Genomic DNA, 16,066 nt, shown 5'->3' on the forward strand with positions numbered 1-16,066 from the left:
GATGGGCTGCCTCCTGCTGTTGTATCCCCGTAAGCACAGCTTGCCGTGGAGAGGTTGCGGCAGTGTTTCGGCCCCATGTTTTTTCTGTGACGCCTGTGGCTGAAGAGGCTTACTCGTCCATGGGGAACGCGACGGCTTCGCCCACCACCCGCAGGCACAGCTCCATTCCCGGCCGTGCGATCGAGGCGTTCCAGTGCCGGATGGTGATGACTTCCCCGCCGCCCGGATAGCGGTGGTCCGTGTGTTCCGCCACTTCCTTCGGCACGTTCAGCTTCAGCCGCACGGTGGTTTCAGGGCCGAAGTAGTCAGTGTCCACCACCACGCCGCGGATGGGGCCATCCTCGGCGATGCGGATCTGCTCCGGCCGCAGCATCAGCTGCACGCGTCCCTGCGCCGGGGGCCGGCGCACGGGGATCGCGCCCAGCGAGCAGGTGGCCAGCGTACCTTCCAGCCACGCGTCCAGGATGACGGCGTCGCCCAGGAACTCGGCGGTGGCACGGTCCGCGGGCCGGGTGTAGACCACAAAGGGGTTGCCGATCTGGGCCAGCTTGCCGCCGCGCATCACCGCCACCTGATCCGCGAAGGAGAGGGCCTCGGCCTGGTCGTGGGTGACCAGGATGGTGGTGACGCCGGCCTCGGCCAGGACCTTGGCCACGGCGCGGCGGGTGGCAACGCGCAGGCCCGCATCCAGGGCGGAGAACGGCTCGTCCAGGAGCATCAGCTCCGGTTCGCGGGCAAGCGCCCGGGCCAGGGCAACCCGCTGCTGCTGGCCGCCCGAAAGCTGGTGCGGCCGGCGCTTGGCCATGGACGGATCAAGCGACACCATTTCCAGCAGCTCCGCGACGCGGGCGTTCACGGCGCGGCGCCCGCCGTCGAGCCTGGCCGGATTCAGGCCGAAGGCAATGTTCTGGCCGACATTCAGGTGCGGGAACAGGGCACCGTCCTGCGCCACATACCCGATCTGCCGCTTGTGAGCCGGAAGCCACGCGCCGTCGCCGGCCACGGTGGTGCCGTTGAGTGAGATGGTCCCGGTGTCCGGGTGCTCGAAGCCTGCGATCAAGCGCAGGAGGGTGGTCTTGCCGGAACCGGACGGCCCCACGATCGCGGTGGTCCCGCCCTTGGCCACTGACAGGTTGACGCCCCTCAGGACCGCCTGGGATCCGAAGTTCTTGGTGACGTCCGTGATCTGCAGGTGGCTGTTGGTGGTTGCTGCCACCGAAGCTGCCACCCGGGGCTCGGGCAGCCTGCGGGTTGATGGTGCTGTCACTGTCCGGCTACTTTCTTGGACTGTTGGAAGAGGAGATACGTCATGGGGGCGGAAAGCAGGATCATCAGCAGGGCGTAAGGCGCGGCGCCGGCGTAATCGATCTCGCTGCTCTTGCTCCAGAACTCGGTGGCCAGCGTCTTGGTGCCGTTGGGGGACAGGAGCAAGGTGGCGGTCAGCTCGTTGGCAATGGCCAGGAATACCAGGGCCGCGCCGCCGGCGGCGGCGGGGGCAGTGAGCCGCAGGGTGACGCTGATGAAGGCGAGCAACGGGGGCTTGCCCAGCGCCTGGGCCGCCTCATCGAGTTCCTTGGGGGCCTGCGCCAGCCCGGCCCGAAGGTTTACCAGCGCGCGCGGGAGGAACAGGAGCACGTAGGCCGCCACCAGCACCCCGGCCGTCTGGTAGACCCCGGGCACAAGCCGGATGCTGACGGTGACGAACGCCAGGGCCACCACAATGCCGGGCATGGAGCTGGTGACGTAGTTGGACAGTTCCAGGGACTTGCTGAACCAGCCGGGCTTCCGGACCGCCAGGTATGCCATGGGGAAGGCGACCACGATGGTTGCGGCGGCACCGGCCAGCCCGTACCCGAAGGTGGCCAGGAGCGCGGGAAGGAACTCGGCGGCGGTCCACACCCCGGCGCCGCCGGCCACGATCCACTTGAGCACGTAGTACAGGGGGAGGCCGAACGCCAGCGCCGTCAGGGACAGCAGGAAGACCTGGCCCGGGACCTGGTAGGCGTGCAGCGGGAGACGGAGCGCCTTGGCCTGGACTCCCGATCCGATCCTGGCGTACCGGGCGGTGCCGCGGCTGCGGACCTCCGCCAGCAGCAGGAGCAGGCAGAAGAACACCAGCACGCTGGCCAGCATGTTCCCGGCGGCCCCGTTGAACGTGGACCGGTACTGGGTCATGATCGCGGTGGTGAAGGTATCGAAACGGATCATGGCGAACGCGCCGTATTCGGCGAGCAGGTGCAGCCCCACCAGCAGCCCGCCGCCCGTAAGTGCGATCCGCAGCTGGGGAAGCACCACCCGGAAGAAGGCCCGCCAGGCGCCCAGCCCCAACGCGGCTGCGGACTGCTCGATGGCCGGGTCCAGCCGGCTGAGGGTGGCGGCCGCCGGGATGTACACCAGCGGGAAGTAGGACAGGGTGGAGATCAGGATCCCGGAGCCCAGGCCGCCCAGCGACGGGATGGCGGACACCCAGGCGTAGCTGTTCACGAACGCGGGGACGGCCAGCGGGGCGGCCAGCAGCACGGCCCAGACGCGGTGGCCGCGCAGGTTGGTCCGTTCCACCAGCCAGGCTCCTGCCACGCCAAGCAGCAGGCACAGCGGGATGGTGCCGGCCATCAGGAACAGGGTGTTCAGCAGCAGTTCGCCCACGCGGGGCCGCAGGATGAGCCCGACGGCGGTATCCCACCCGGTTGCCACCGTCATGTAGGCCACGTACCCCAGGGGGACGAGGGAGAAGAGGGCGATCAGCACCGCCAGGACGGACACCGCGGAAACGCCGAAAGGCGGGCGGGGGCTGCTGCCCCGGCCCGCCGTCGTCGTGCCCGCCTTTGGCGGAGCCGATAGATCGGAGGTCACGGAATTAGAGTAGTCCGGCCTGGGTCATCAGATCGCTGACCTTCTGGGAGTTGAGCTTGGCGGCGTCCACCTTGGGAGCCTGCAGGTCCTTGATGGGAACCAGCTTGTCGTTGGCGGGCACATCGGAGCCGATGGCGTACTCGAAGGACGTACCGTTCTTCAGGACTTCCTGCCCCTTCTTGCCCGTGATGAATTTCAGGAACGCCTGCGCAGCGGCAGCATTCTTGGAGGACTTGAGCACGCCGCCGCCGGAGACGGACAGGAACGCACCCGGGTCCTGGTTCTTGAAGTAGTACGGCGTGACGTTGTTGGAGTTCTCGCCGGTCTTGGCCTGGTCGCCGTAGTAGTAGTAGTGGTAGATGAGGGCGGCATCCACTTCACCGGCGTTGACAGCCTTCATGGCCGTGCTGTTGCCCTTGTAGGCCTTGGAGTTGTCCTTCATGGCCTTCAGCCAGTCCTCGGTGGCGGACTCGCCCTTGAGTTCCAGCAGGGCTGAGACGATCGCCTGGAAGTCGGCGCCGGTGGGCGAGGCAGCCCAGCGGCCCTTCCACTCCGGGCTGGCCAGGTCCAGCATGGACTTGGGGAGCTGGTCTTCGGTGAGCTTGGTCTTGTTGTACACCAGCACGGTGGAGCGGGCTGCGATGCCTGTCCACTTCCCGGTGGACGGAGAGAACTCGGCGGGGACCTGGGCCAGGGTGTCCTTGTCGACGTCCGCGAACAGGCCGGCGTTCTCAACCTGCGTCATCGCGGGGGAGTTCTCGGTCAGGAACACGTCCGCCGGGGAGGCCTGGCCTTCCTGGATGATCTGGTTGGACATTTCCGTGTCGTCGCCCTGGCGGAGCGTCACCTTGATGCCGGTTTCCGCGGTGAAGGCGTCCACCCATTCCTTGGTGAGGCTTTCGTGCTGGGCGTTGTAGACCGTGATCTCGCCGGAGGCGGCGCCGTTGGAGGCGGACGGGGAGGTGCCGCCGGCAGGGGTGCCGCCGCCGCAGGCGGTCAGGCCAAGGGCTGCGGTGGCGGCGAGTGCGATGCCGGCCAGCGCGCTGTTGCGGATCTTCATTGAGGCTGCTTTCGGTGGGGAAAAAAGTCTGCTTGAACCTAAGTCCTATTCGGCAACACAAATGTTGCCTATGTCAGGAAACTGTAGGGTAGGCATACCTAAGCTCCAAGCCGGAAAGCGCTTTAAGTGACGAGGTTCACATCAATTACGGCACTGTGGCGTGACGTAATTACTGAACCCTCAGACGCGGCGGCGGACGGCCCGGAACACTGCCGCACCTGCCAGCCCCGCCAGAACCCACGGCCCGGCAACGATGACCGGGTCCATCCAGGAGTGGTTGACGTCCACCCGGTTCCCGGTCCGGGACGTGAATCCGTTGCCGGAAAATTCGCTGCCGATCCCGGTTTCGGTAATGGGATTGTCGGGACGCAGCGAGGCCAGGGACTTCAGGTGGTTCTCCCAGGCATCCACCCGGTCCGCGGCAATCAGCAGCAGCCAGTGCGCGGCCCGGCCTTCGCTGAACCGCCCGTAGGCATACCGCCGGATTACACCGGAGGCACCCCTCAGGGGGACCGAGGTGCCAAAGACGGGTGTCAGCATGGCGTGCTCGATTGACCGTTCCCGGGGCTGTTCCTCGGGCTGCCGGTCCGGAAATTTCCAGTGTGCTCCGGTAGCGATGCCGGGCTGTTCCCTGGGAAACGACGGGCGGTCCTTCGGGTCAAGGTCCACGCCCCAGCCCGGGATCCGGGCGCGGAGTGCCACGGACGCATCGGGGGTGGCTGGCTTGCCTGCCGTGTACGGGGTTGCCGGTTCAGTCATGCTGCGCTCCCTTTCAGGCAGTGGTGGAGATGATGAGGGGCTTGACGATGTTGTCCAGCTTGGCCGAGAACAGGTGGTATCCCTCGGCAATGTGCTCCAGCGGGATCCGGTGCGTCACCAGGTCGCTGGGCTTCAGGTACCCGTTCCGGATGTGCTCGAACAGGCGCGGCCACTGCCGTTTCACCGGGCACTGGTTCATTCGCAGCGTGAGCCCCTTGTTCACGGCATCGCCAAACTTGACGGCGCTGAAGACGGGTCCGTAGGCGCCCACCACGGACACCGTTCCACCCTTGCGGACCGCGTCGATGGCCCAGTTCAGCGCCACGGGCGAGCCGCCCTGGAGCTTCAGCTTCGACGCCGTGACGTGCTGCAGGAAGTTTCCGTCCGCCTCGGCCCCCACGGCGTCAATGACGACGTCGGCGCCCAGGTAGTCGGTTTCCTTCTTCAGGTGCACCACGATGTCGTCGTACTCCGCGAAGTTGAACGTCTCGGCGTGGGCGAAGCTGCGGGCCTTCTCCAACCGGTAGTCCAGGTGGTCGATGACGATCACGCGGCCCGCGCCCATCAGCCACGCCGACTTGGCAGCGAACAGGCCCACCGGCCCGGCGCCGAACACCACCACGGTGTCGCCTTCCACGATGTCGCCCAGTTGCGCGCCAAAATACCCGGTGGGGAGGGCATCGGTGAGCAGCACGGCGTCCTCTTCATCCATCCAGTCCGGAATCCTGCTGGGCCCCACGTCCGCAAACGGAACCCGCACGAACTCCGCCTGGCCGCCGTCGTACCCGCCGCAGGTGTGGGAGTAGCCGTAAATGCCGCCCACCGCCGTCGCGTTCGGGTTGACGTTGTGGCAGTTGGAGTAGAGGCCGCGGGAACAGAACCAGCAGGAGCCGCAGTAGACGTTGAACGGAACCATCACGCGGTCGCCGGGAATCAGGTTCTGCACCGAGGAGCCCACCAGGTGCACCACTCCCACGAATTCGTGGCCGAACGTGGTGCCCACCCGGGTGTCGGGCATCATGCCGTGGTAGAGATGCAGGTCCGATCCGCAGATCGCCCCGGTGGTCACCCGGATGATTGCGTCGTTGGGATGCTCGATCTTGGGAATGTCTTTTTCTTCGACCCGGATCTTGTAAGGACCGCGGTACACCATGGCTCGCATTCGTGCCGCCTCTGTGGTTGGCCGGCAGTGGGTGTGCCCCTGGCAGGAACAAAACCCCGTGGCTTGAGGCCCACCGCGATCCTCACAGGCTTCCATCCGCGGGGAATGAGGTCAAGGGTGGGTTCGGGCGCTTGGGACGGACGACGCCGGGTAGGAGCATGGGGAAAGGTACAACGGCCGAAGGGAAAAGGATGTCCAGCGAAAGCAGCGGGACTGCCGTCACCGGCGCTGCCAACTCCCGTGCCGCCGTCGGGCCCGCGTTCCTGCTGGGGATGGGGCTGGGCGGATTCGTGGACGGCATCGTCCTGCATCAACTCCTGCAGTGGCACCACATACTCACCCACACTCCGTCCGGCGATCCCAAGACCGTTCAGGGGCTGGAGCTGAACACGCTGGCCGACGGCGTATTTCACGGCGCCATGTGGGCCTTGGTCGCGGCCTCCGCACTTCTCACGATCAGAGCGCGCCGGAACGGCGCGCTGTCCCCGAGTTGGCCTTCCAGGTGGGGCTGGTCCTGGCTGGTTGGGGCACCTTCAACGTGGTGGAAGGCCTGGTGGACCACCAACTCCTGGGGATCCACCATGTGCGCGACGACTTGGGCGGCCCGCTTGCCTGGGACCTCGGGTTCCTGGGCCTGAGCGTAGTGCTGGCCATTGCAGGCTGGCTGCTGTACCGGCGTGCTGCAACCAGCCCGAAGCGGGCGCTGCCCTAAGACCTCGTCTGCTGCGCAGAAATATTGGCGCTGCACAAAACGCTGGCGCTGCCCGAATTTACGTAGCGCCAGGGTTTCTGCGTCTCGAAAAGTGCGGTGCGGCTCGAAAAGCAGCCCCGCTACTTATTCGGGTTGGGGTCGTGGAGGTCGTGCTCGCCGATATCGGCAGCCCCCAGAACGCTTTCCGCTGGTGCATCCTCTGAGGGGTGGAGCCGCACGCTCAGCTCGGGATGGTGCAGGTCCAGGGCTGGGCGTTCGGACCGGATGCGGGGAAGCGAGGTGAAGTTGTGCCGCGGCGGCGGGCAGGACGTGGCCCACTCCAGTGAAGCCCCGAAGCCCCACGGATCATCCACCGTTACCTTTTTCCCTGCCCGCCAGGTGATGTACACGTTCCAGAAGAACGGGATGAGGGACGCGCCCAGCAGGTAAGAGCCGAAGGTGGAGAACTGGTTCATGAAGGTGAAGTTGTCCTCCGGCATGTAGTCCGCGTACCGGCGGGGCATGCCCAGGACACCCAGCCAGTGCTGGATCAGGAACGTGGCATGGAAGCCCAAGAAGAGCATCCAGAAGTGGATCTTGCCGAGGCGCTCGTTGAGCATGGTGCCGGTGAACTTGGGCCACCAGAAGTAGAACCCGGCGAACATGGCAAACACCACGGTGCCGAACACCACGTAGTGGAAGTGTGCCACCACGAAGTAGGTGTCCGAAACGTGGAAGTCCATGGGCGGCGAAGCCAGGATGATGCCGGTGAGGCCGCCGAAGAGGAATGTGGCCAGGAACCCCATGCTCCAGAGCATGGGGGTCTCGAAGGTCAGCGACCCGCCCCACATGGTGCCGATCCAGTTGAAGAACTTCACGCCGGTTGGCACCGCGATCAGCATGGTCATGAACGCGAAGAACGGCAGGAACACCGCGCCTGTGACGTACATGTGGTGGGCCCACACCGTTACCGAAAGGGCCGCGATGGCAATGGTGGCGTACACGATGCCCTTGTAGCCGAACAGCGGCTTGCGGCTGAACACCGGGAAGATCTCCGAAACGATGCCGAAGAACGGCAGCGCAATGATGTACACCTCCGGGTGCCCGAAGAACCAGAACAGGTGCTGCCACAGGATGGCACCGCCGTTGGAGGGATCGAAGATGTGCGCACCGAACTTCCGGTCCGCACCCAGTGCGAACAGGGCGGCTGCCAGCGGCGGGAACGCCATCAGGACCAGGATGCCCGTGACCAGCGTGTTCCAGGTAAAGATGGGCATCCGCCACATGGTGAGGCCCGGGGCCCGCATGCAGATGATGGTGGTGATGAAGTTGACCGACCCCAGGATGGTGCCGAAGCCGGACAGCGCAAGGCCGAAGACCCACAGGTCACCGCCGATGCCCGGGGTGAACGTGGTGTTGGACAAAGGTGCGTAGGCGAACCAGCCAAAGGACGCGGCGCCCTGCGGGGTGATGAAGCCTGACACCGCGATGGTGGAGCCGAAGAGGAAGAACCAGAACGCGAGCGCGTTCAGGCGGGGGAACGCCACGTCCGGCGCGCCGATCTGCAGCGGCATGATCACGTTGGCGAACCCGGCGAACAATGGGGTGGCGAACATCAGCAGCATGATGGTGCCGTGCATGGTGAACAGCTGGTTGTACTGTTCCTTGGTCTGCAGGATCTGCATTCCGGGCTCGAAGAGTTCGGCACGGATCAGCAGCGCCATGACCCCGCCCGCGCAGAAGAAGACGAAGGATGAGATCAGGTACATGTAGCCGATGGTCTTGTGGTCGGTGGAGGTGATCCAGTTGACGACGATGCTTCCCTTGGGGCGCCGGACCACTGCCGGTGCCGCGGTGGCCGCGGTTCCGCCCATTCTCTGGCCTGTGGTGGTCATGACCGTGCCGTCCTTTACTGTGCTGGTTCCAGGACCTGGGGTGCAGGAGCTGATATCGGCGACCTGTCGAAGTCGGTACCCAGGTTGCCGGTGTTGCCCTTTGCCTTGAGGTCGGCGATGTGGCTGTCATACTCCTGCTGGGTCACCACCCTGACCTTGAAGAGCATTTCGGAGTGGTATTCGCCGCAGAGCTCGGCGCACTTGCCCATGTACTCGCCGGTGCGGTTGGGGGTGATGCTGATGTAGGGGTTGTACTGTTCGTGGCCCGGGTAGAGGTCGCGCTTCTGCAGGAAATCCACCACCCAGAAGGAATGCTGCACATCGCGGGACTGCAGATGCAGTTCCACCTTCTTTCCCACGGGCAGGTAGAGGGTGGGCAGCCGGTCCGGGGCGCCCCAGTCACCGGTCAGGTGGGCCTGCTGTCCGGCGTCCTCGTGGACCTGCTCCTTGACGTAGTTGAAATCCCAGGACCACTGCTTGCCGAAGACATCGATCACCACGTCCGGGTTGGGGTAGCGCTCGTCGATGGCCCGCTGTTCCCGGTCCGTGAAGACGAACAGGACGCCGATGACGATCAGCGGGATGGCCAGGTAGAAGACTTCAAGGGGGAGGTTGTAGCTCAATTGCGGCGGGAACCCCACGGTGTTCTTCCTGCGCCGGTAGGCCACGATGACCCAGATCATCAGCCCCCAGGTGATGATGCCAACCACCAGCGCAGCGATCCAGGAGTTGACCCACAGGTCCGTGATCAGCTCCGTATTGTTGGTGGTGTCACGGGCTCCGGGAAGGAAACCGCGGGACACCAGGTCGGAGCAGGACGTCAGCGCGGGCAGGGTAAGAACGCCTGCGGCCAGCGCTGCGAAGCGCCGCCAGCTGTGGTTTCGCAATGGTCTTTTACCCACCTGTGGTCCCTCCGGCATGCTCCAGAAGCCCGACTGTATGAGCCCACCACTGGCCCGGGGACCAGCGGTTGTGTGCCCCACCCTACGCGCGGAGGATGTCGATGGGAAGAGGTTTTACGGCGTCCGGGCCGATGCAGGAACCAGCGGCGGCGGCTACCGGGTGGCGGCCCAGACCGATGCGGCTCCGGAGTGGCCGGTGGCGATGCTTTGGTAGAGCAGGATCAGTCCTGCGAGGACGCCCAGCACCGAGGTGGCAGGCAGCAGCCAGCGGGATTCCAGAAGCGGGGCCAGGCCGCGGAACGCGGGCCGGCGGGTCAGGATTGACGGGAAGGCGGCGCCGATCTGTGCTGCCACCACGATCAGGAACAGGAGCGTAACGTACCGGAGGAAGCTTCCCTGATGTGCATGGTCCTCAATGAGTTGTGATGCCGGCTTTGCCTTCTCCAGTTGTTCCCCTGCTTCCGCCGTGACCACGGTCAGCGGGACCAGCAGCAGTGCCAGGATTCCCAAGGGCCAGGCCAAGTAGCGCCTGCTGCGGCGGATAAGCGCGAAAACCGCCGCCAAAACCCCGGACAGCGGGGCCAGGACCACCACGCCGTGAATCAACAGAATGTGGGCCGGCAGGCCGCCGATTTGCACCAAGTGGACGCTCCTGAACAATAGAGGGTGGGCCGAATACAGGGCTGCTAGGCGATGCCGGTGGTGCCCAGCAGGCTTCCCACCGCGAAGGTGAAGGCCATGGCCAGGGCACCGCCCACCACCAGCCGGATTGTTGCCTTCCGCTTGGAGCTTCCGCCGACTTTGGCACTGATGGTGCCGGTCAACGCGAGCGCCAGGATGACGGCAACGAAGGTGACCGGGATGCGGGCTTCCTCGGGCGGGAAGATGATGGCCAGCATGGGCAGGATGGCGCCCACGGTGAAGGCGATGGCGGAGGCAAAGGCGGCGTGCCAGGGGCTGACCACTTCTTCTTCGTCGATGTTCAGTTCGGCGGACAGGTGCGCCTTCAATGCATCCTTCGCCGTCAACTCTTCGGCAACAGTCCGGGCCGTAGTTTCGCTGAGCCCCTTCGCCTGGTAGATGTGGGCAAGTTCGTCAAGTTCGCCCTCGGGATCGTCCCGGAGCTCCTGGCGTTCCTTTTCGATCAGCGCGCGCTGGCTGTCACTCTGGCTGCTGACAGAGACGTATTCCCCCAGTGCCATGGACACGGCCCCGCCCACCACCGCTGCGGTGCCTGCCACCAGGATGGGAGCGAGGTCGTTGGTCACGCCCGCCACGCCCACCACGGTTGCCGCGACGGAGACGATGCCGTCGTTCGCGCCCAGTACGCCGGCGCGCAGCCAGTTCAGGCGGGCTGCCACGCTGCTGTCGTGGGGCTCGTTGCGGTTGAGCTTAAGGGTTTCAGACATGCTGGCAGTAAAGCACTGCGCGGCCCCCTGTGCCACAAAGGTTTGCATCCCCTAACAGCGGAGGGCCGCGACAGGGCTCAGCAGGGGGCAGGGCTCTCCTGGTCTGGTATCTCGATTTGGAAACCGCACGCGCAGCGCAGCACCCTGGTGGCCAGGTACACGCCGAGGATCTCCGGCACCTGGCCATAGGTGCCGTGGATGCTCCGCATTTCGGCTCCGCTCGCCGTCATCACCTGCCCGCAGTGGACGTAGTGGCCATCGTGGACCAATACGTCGCACGTGTCCCGGCGTCGGCTCCCGGAATGCCCGCCCATCAGGCGACGGCGGGGTAGCTGCTGAGGATGTAGTCGGCCGCGGCGGGACCGGCCATCCGGAGCTTGGAGTCCCGGACATCCACGCCGCAGCGCAGCATCCCGGCACGGAACGCCTGGTCGGGTTTGGGAGCCAGGCCGTGCAGGGCCGCCCAACTGACATAAAGACCGTAAAGGCAATCAGGGCCCAGGGGAGAATCGCCGGAGGGCTCGGACGTGGTTGCTTCATTAAGGAACTGTTGGAAATGCGAGGCCGACATGCTTGGCTCTTTCGCTCTTGCATAATGCGCTGCCGTTGGGCTACAGCAGCTGCTCCCTTGGCCTTTGCAGAAGGGCCGGGGAGGACGGGTATGGCGCCCGTCACAGTCCAAATCTACCTGCGGGTAGGGCTGAAGTACAACGGGCTTGCCCCGGACGCCGCCCGGGGGCACTCTTCCCACCCGTTAATAAGGATGCTTATTATTGTTTCCTTCCGCCGACGAATAGAGGGCAACAGGATGGATCGCACTTGCCTGCGGCTGGAAGGAACTTGCAACGATGCAAGGGATAGGGGACGACGACGATGGACACCTACGGCAATGACGGCACCGGCGGCGCGGGTCCGGGCAGGCGGACGTTCGGCATCGAGGAGGAGCTGCTCCTGGTGGATCCAGGAACCGGGGAAGCCGTGCCGCTGGCAGGAGCCCTCCTGGACCTTTACGTCCGTCCGCTGGAGGCCGCAGCCGGGCCCGTCCTGACAGCAGAGTTCCAGCAGGAAATGATCGAGGTGGTCAGCCCGCCGCACGCCACCCTGGCAAAACTCCAGCAGGACATCGTGGCCGGACGGGCCATCGCCCACCAGGCAGCCGAGGACGTAGGCGTCAGGGTGGCCGCGCTGGGAACCTCGCCCCTTCCTGCGGATCCCCATCCCGTGCAGCTCCGGAGGTTCCGGGCAATGATGCAGGAGTACGGGCTGACTGCCAGGGAACAGCTCACCTGCGGCTGCCACATCCACGTCTCGGTGGAGTCGCCGGAGGAAGCCGTGGCCGTGCTGGACCGGATGCGGAACTGGCTGCCGGTGCTCGTCGCGCTGAGTGCCAACTCCCCCTTCTGGCACGGGGAGGACAGCGGCTACGCGAGCTACCGCTCCCAAGTGTGGAACCGCTGGCCGTCCGCCGGGCCGTTGGAACTCCTGGGCACCCCGGACTCCTACCACCAGTTGGTGCATGACATGGTGAGTACGGGCGTGGCCATGGACGAGGGCATGATCTACTTCGACGCCCGCCTCTCCCGGCACTACCCCACGGTGGAAATCCGTGTGGCCGACGTCTGCCTGCGCCCGGAAAACACCGTGCTGCTGGCGGGAATCGCCCGGGGCCTGGTGGAAACCGCCGCCAGGGAATGGCGGGAGGGGATCGAACCAGTGTCCGTCCCGTCAGCCCTGCTCAGGCTGGCGGGCTGGAAAGCAAGCCGGTGGGGCCTCCGCGGTGAGCTGCTGGATCCCCAAACGCACCGCCCGGCGCCCGCGCTCGCCGTCGTGAATTCGCTGCTGCACCACGTCCGGGGGGCGCTGGAGGATATGGGTGACCTGCAGCGGGTGGAGGAACTGATGGACAGGCTGCTGGCCGGCGGCACCGGCGCCGTGCGGCAGATGGAGGTGCTGCACCGCACCGGGGACCTGGAGCGGGTAGTGGAGGACGCGGCCAACTGCACCGTCTCCGCCTCGTAAGTGACACGGGCTGGCCCTTGACCCCCTTCACCCCCCGGCGTATACCGAAAGAATCATCATGCTGGTCCCCGCTGGGCCTTGTATGGAGCCGGCTGCCCCTGGTCTTCGAACAAAATAACTGGAGTTGTGATGGGTAGCGATCGTTTCGACGTGCTCCGCGAACAGGTCCGCGGGCAGGTTATCGAAGAGGACGACGCCGAGTACGAGGCCGCGCGCCTCGTGTACAACGGGATGATCAACCGTCGTCCCGCAGCAGTCCTTCGGGTGTCCCAGGTGGCGGACGTTCTGGCGGCCGTACGCTTCGCCCGTGGCCTTGATATTGAGGTTGCCGTGCGCGGAGGCGGGCACAGCGCGCCGGGTTTCGGGACGGTCGACGGCGGACTGGTCCTTGATTTCTCAGCCCGCCGGGGAGTGCGGGTGGACCCGGTGGCAAGGGTGGCCCGGGTGGAGCCCGGTGCAACGTGGGCAGACTACAACCACGCCACGCACGCATTCGGGCTGGCCAGCACAGGCGGCATCATTGGCTCAACCGGCGTCGCCGGCCTTACCCTCGGCGGTGGCATCGGATACCTCTCCCGTAAGTACGGGTTGTCCTGCGACAACCTCGTTTCTGCCGATGTCGTCCTCGCCGACGGAACCTTTGTCACTGCCAGCGAAGCGGAAAACGTCGACCTTTTCTGGGCGCTCCGTGGCGGCAGCGGCAACTTCGGCGTGGTCACGTCCATGGAATTCCGCCTGCACCCCGTGGACATGGTCCATGTGGGGATCATGTTCTTCGATGCCGCAACCGGAGTCCAGGTTGGCGCCGCCTACCGCGAATGGATTGCCGCCGAACCCGAAGAAATGGGCGCCTTCCTGGGATTCCACCTGGGTCCTCCGGTGCCGTTCCTGCCCGAGGAATGGCATGGAAAACCGGTGGCTGTAGTCGCGGGCATGTGGACCGGCGATCTTGACGCCGGACCTGCGCAATGGCAGCCAATGCTGGACGCCGGGCAGGTGCTGGGCAGTTTCTTTGCACCGATGCCCTACCCCGCACTCAACATCATGTTCGACGGGCTCAGCGGCGTCCCCGGACTGCAGGGCTATTGGAAGGCTGACTTCCTCCGCACGCTCAGCGATGATGCGCTCCGCACCGCCGTCGCCTACGCACCCGGCATACCAAGCGTTCACTCCGCAAACCACTTCTATCCGATCGACGGCGCCGTGCAACGTGTTGCCCCGGAGGCCACCGCCTTCGCCTACCGTGACGTGAATTTTGCGCCGGTTATCGCAGCCCAGTGGCCCGAGCCGGCCGAGAACGACAGGAACATCGCCTGGGTCCGGGAATACTGGAACGCCCTCCACGAATTCTCGGAGCCCGGCGGCTACCTTAACTTCCAGGACGCAGACGACCAGTCCAGGATTGAGGACACCCTCGGGTCGAACTATGCACGGCTGGCCGAACTCAAGGCTAAGTACGACCCCGACAACTTCTTCCATGTCAACCAGAACATCACGCCGGCAGCCGCCGGCGCCGCGGCCGCACCCGTTCCGGCAGAGCGCCCGGCCGTGCTGCAGGCCGAGGCCATGCCGGAGGAAGCGCGTCGGCGGGAGGCTGCGCCGCCCGATTCCAATCCGGCAGAGGGGGCCACGACGTAGCAGGGCCAGCGGTTCCGGACCGGACGCCGGGCGGAGGAGGCACTGTCAGTAGGTGGTCGCGTTGCGCATGATGAGGGGCGGCCGCGGCGCCTGGCTGAAATCGAAGGCACTGGCCAGGTCGCCCAGGAGCGGGTTGTCCTCGCGGACGCCGGGCCGGTTGTCCGGCCGGCCGTCGGTGGCGGGGTCGATCCGCTCACCGCCCAGGAAATCGTCCTCGATGAACTTCAGATAGGCATCCTGGCTGAGGACCTGGTGGTCGATGAATCCCTTCCTGGCGTACGGGCTGATGACCAGGGCCGGGACACGAAGGCCGTATCCGTTCTTGTCCACCACCGGCGGGGGGACGTGGTCGTAGAACCCGCCCCAGTCGTCCCAGTTGAGGAAGATGGCCGTGCTGTTCCAGTCGGGCCCGCTCATGATGGCGTTGATCAGCCCGGCCACATACTGCTGGCCTGTCCTGACCCTGGCCGGGGGATGTTCGCTGACCTCATCGGTGGGGGCCACCCAGGTGACGGCCGGAAGCCTGCCCTGCCGGGCGTCGTCGTAGAAGCCATCCAGCGGTTTGATGTTTCCTTGCTCGCCGTCCTCGGTGACGGTGTCGAAGTACGGCAGCGGGTTCCAGCGGCCCGGGGTTTCGGCGTCCTGCTTGACGGGCTGGCAGGTGGCGGCGTCGTTGCGGCAGTCAGGTTCGGTGCCGCTGAACACGTAGTACGCCCACGGGACGGAATGTTTGTGGAGCAGGTACGTCAGGTCGGTCCAGGCATAGTCCGGCCGCCTGAGGGTCCTGGCAGCCTGGGCCAGTTTCTCCTTCAGGGCGTCCGGGATGTCGGCCGCGTTGGCGCCGGCCTTGCAGGCGGTGAAGGAATCGGTGGATTTGCAGTCGGCGGAGGCAATCTGCTCAGTCTGGACGGCCAGGTCGGAACTGATGCCAGCGGCCTGGAGGGCGTCCCGGCAAGGTTGCAGATCCGCGTTTGCCTGGCATTTGCCGATGAGGCTTTTGTCGAAGTCCGCCTTCTCCGGCTCCGGGTCGAGGCTTTCCAGCGCGTTGACACAGGAGGACGGGTCCCCGGCCTTGGTGCACTTGGCGGACCACTCCGAGACCATGTAGAGGTGGGCCTGGAGGCTTCCGGCCGCGGCGGACGAGAACATGTGGTCCTGGAGCACGAAGTTGTCAGCGTAGTCCCAGTAGGTCGGCAGCTGCTTCCGGTCGTGGTAGCCCATCACATCGGTGGCCTTCGACGTGAACGTGCAGTCAGTGGCAGTTGGCCCGCAGTGGGCGATGCCTTTTTCCGCCTGCGCCACGAACCCGTCCATCGCCCCGCCGTTGATGTCGGCGGCGGCGTCATCAGGGCTGTGCGGGCCGCCGGCGTTAACGTCCGCGGTGCTGTAAAAAGGCGCCACGCAGCCGCCCTTGGCAGGATCCGGAACGCACACGGCGGGTTTGCCGTCCTTCATGGGAATCCCGTCGGCCCCCGGATAGGTGCCGAAGTAACTGTCGAAGGACCTGTTCTCCTGGGTGATGATCACCACGTGCTTGATCTTGGAAATGCCGGCGCCCGGGTCAGGCGAGGTCCCGGGGCGCAGGGCGGCAGGAATTGCGACGGCGAGAATCACCAAAGCCACCGCCACGCTCACGGCCAGGACGGTTGGCCGCCGCCCCATCCTTGGAACCCTCACC

Annotated in this window: 14 protein-coding genes and 1 pseudogene; 3 read left to right on the forward strand and 12 right to left on the reverse strand. The window is 65.7% G+C overall.

What is annotated here, in order from left to right:
- Nucleotides 1-109 precede the first annotated feature (109 nt).
- From ACTHQS_RS11440 to ACTHQS_RS11460, 5 genes are all read right to left on the reverse strand, one after another.
- Nucleotides 110-1,267, reverse strand: a complete 1,158-nt coding sequence (locus ACTHQS_RS11440) for an ABC transporter ATP-binding protein (protein WP_440168803.1) — start codon at nucleotides 1,265-1,267, stop codon at nucleotides 110-112.
- Nucleotides 1,264-2,853, reverse strand: coding sequence for an ABC transporter permease (locus ACTHQS_RS11445; protein WP_440168805.1), 1,590 nt, complete (start codon nucleotides 2,851-2,853; stop codon nucleotides 1,264-1,266). The genes ACTHQS_RS11440 and ACTHQS_RS11445 overlap by 4 nt, the downstream gene beginning before the upstream one ends.
- 4 nt (nucleotides 2,854-2,857) lie before the next feature.
- Nucleotides 2,858-3,913 (reverse strand): iron ABC transporter substrate-binding protein, encoded by a 1,056-nt coding sequence (locus ACTHQS_RS11450; protein WP_440168807.1) that lies wholly within the window; start codon nucleotides 3,911-3,913, stop codon nucleotides 2,858-2,860.
- Nucleotides 3,914-4,093: 180 nt separating this feature from the next.
- Nucleotides 4,094-4,672: a hypothetical protein gene (locus tag ACTHQS_RS11455; RefSeq protein WP_440168810.1), complete on the reverse strand. Its 579-nt coding sequence runs from the start codon at nucleotides 4,670-4,672 to the stop codon at nucleotides 4,094-4,096.
- Between the two features lie 13 nt (nucleotides 4,673-4,685).
- Entirely contained in the window at nucleotides 4,686-5,834 is a 1,149-nt protein-coding gene (locus ACTHQS_RS11460) for a zinc-dependent alcohol dehydrogenase (protein ID WP_440168813.1), read from the reverse strand.
- Between the two features lie 272 nt (nucleotides 5,835-6,106).
- Between ACTHQS_RS11460 and ACTHQS_RS11465 the strand changes: the two are divergent.
- Nucleotides 6,107-6,546: pseudogene (locus ACTHQS_RS11465) on the forward strand (DUF2243 domain-containing protein).
- Between the two features lie 119 nt (nucleotides 6,547-6,665).
- Here the strand turns inward: ACTHQS_RS11465 and ctaD are convergent.
- From ctaD to ACTHQS_RS11495, 6 genes are all read right to left on the reverse strand, one after another.
- Complete coding sequence (gene ctaD, locus ACTHQS_RS11470) at nucleotides 6,666-8,420, reverse strand: aa3-type cytochrome oxidase subunit I (protein ID WP_440168816.1); 1,755 nt, start codon at nucleotides 8,418-8,420, stop codon at nucleotides 6,666-6,668.
- 14 nt (nucleotides 8,421-8,434) lie between these two features.
- Nucleotides 8,435-9,307 (reverse strand): aa3-type cytochrome oxidase subunit II, encoded by an 873-nt coding sequence (gene ctaC, locus ACTHQS_RS11475; protein WP_440168819.1) that lies wholly within the window; start codon nucleotides 9,305-9,307, stop codon nucleotides 8,435-8,437.
- Nucleotides 9,308-9,475: 168 nt separating this feature from the next.
- Nucleotides 9,476-9,961, reverse strand: a complete 486-nt coding sequence (locus ACTHQS_RS11480; RefSeq protein ID WP_440169096.1) for a hypothetical protein — start codon at nucleotides 9,959-9,961, stop codon at nucleotides 9,476-9,478.
- A gap of 47 nt (nucleotides 9,962-10,008) precedes the next feature.
- Complete coding sequence (locus ACTHQS_RS11485; RefSeq protein WP_440168821.1) at nucleotides 10,009-10,731, reverse strand: VIT1/CCC1 transporter family protein; 723 nt, start codon at nucleotides 10,729-10,731, stop codon at nucleotides 10,009-10,011.
- A 77-nt stretch (nucleotides 10,732-10,808) separates the two neighbouring features.
- Nucleotides 10,809-10,940 carry a hypothetical protein gene (locus ACTHQS_RS11490; protein ID WP_440168823.1) on the reverse strand — a complete coding sequence of 44 codons (132 nt, stop codon included), beginning with the start codon at nucleotides 10,938-10,940 and terminating at the stop codon, nucleotides 10,809-10,811.
- 104 nt (nucleotides 10,941-11,044) lie between these two features.
- Nucleotides 11,045-11,302: a hypothetical protein gene (locus tag ACTHQS_RS11495; protein ID WP_440168825.1), complete on the reverse strand. Its 258-nt coding sequence runs from the start codon at nucleotides 11,300-11,302 to the stop codon at nucleotides 11,045-11,047.
- A gap of 302 nt (nucleotides 11,303-11,604) precedes the next feature.
- Between ACTHQS_RS11495 and ACTHQS_RS11500 the strand changes: the two genes are divergently transcribed.
- Entirely contained in the window at nucleotides 11,605-12,750 is a 1,146-nt protein-coding gene (locus ACTHQS_RS11500) for a carboxylate-amine ligase (protein ID WP_440168827.1), read from the forward strand.
- Nucleotides 12,751-12,879: 129 nt separating this feature from the next.
- Nucleotides 12,880-14,388, forward strand: coding sequence for an FAD-binding oxidoreductase (locus ACTHQS_RS11505; protein WP_440168830.1), 1,509 nt, complete (start codon nucleotides 12,880-12,882; stop codon nucleotides 14,386-14,388).
- 45 nt (nucleotides 14,389-14,433) lie between these two features.
- Here ACTHQS_RS11505 and ACTHQS_RS11510 read toward each other — a convergent pair whose 3' ends face one another.
- On the reverse strand, nucleotides 14,434-16,050 hold the full coding sequence (locus tag ACTHQS_RS11510; protein WP_440168833.1) for an alkaline phosphatase family protein: 1,617 nt from the start codon (nucleotides 16,048-16,050) through the stop codon (nucleotides 14,434-14,436).
- Between the last annotated feature and the right edge of the window lie 16 nt (nucleotides 16,051-16,066).

The organism is Arthrobacter sp. SAFR-044, from assembly GCF_051965175.1.
In the GTDB taxonomy this organism is placed as follows: Bacteria; Actinomycetota; Actinomycetes; order Actinomycetales; family Micrococcaceae; genus Arthrobacter.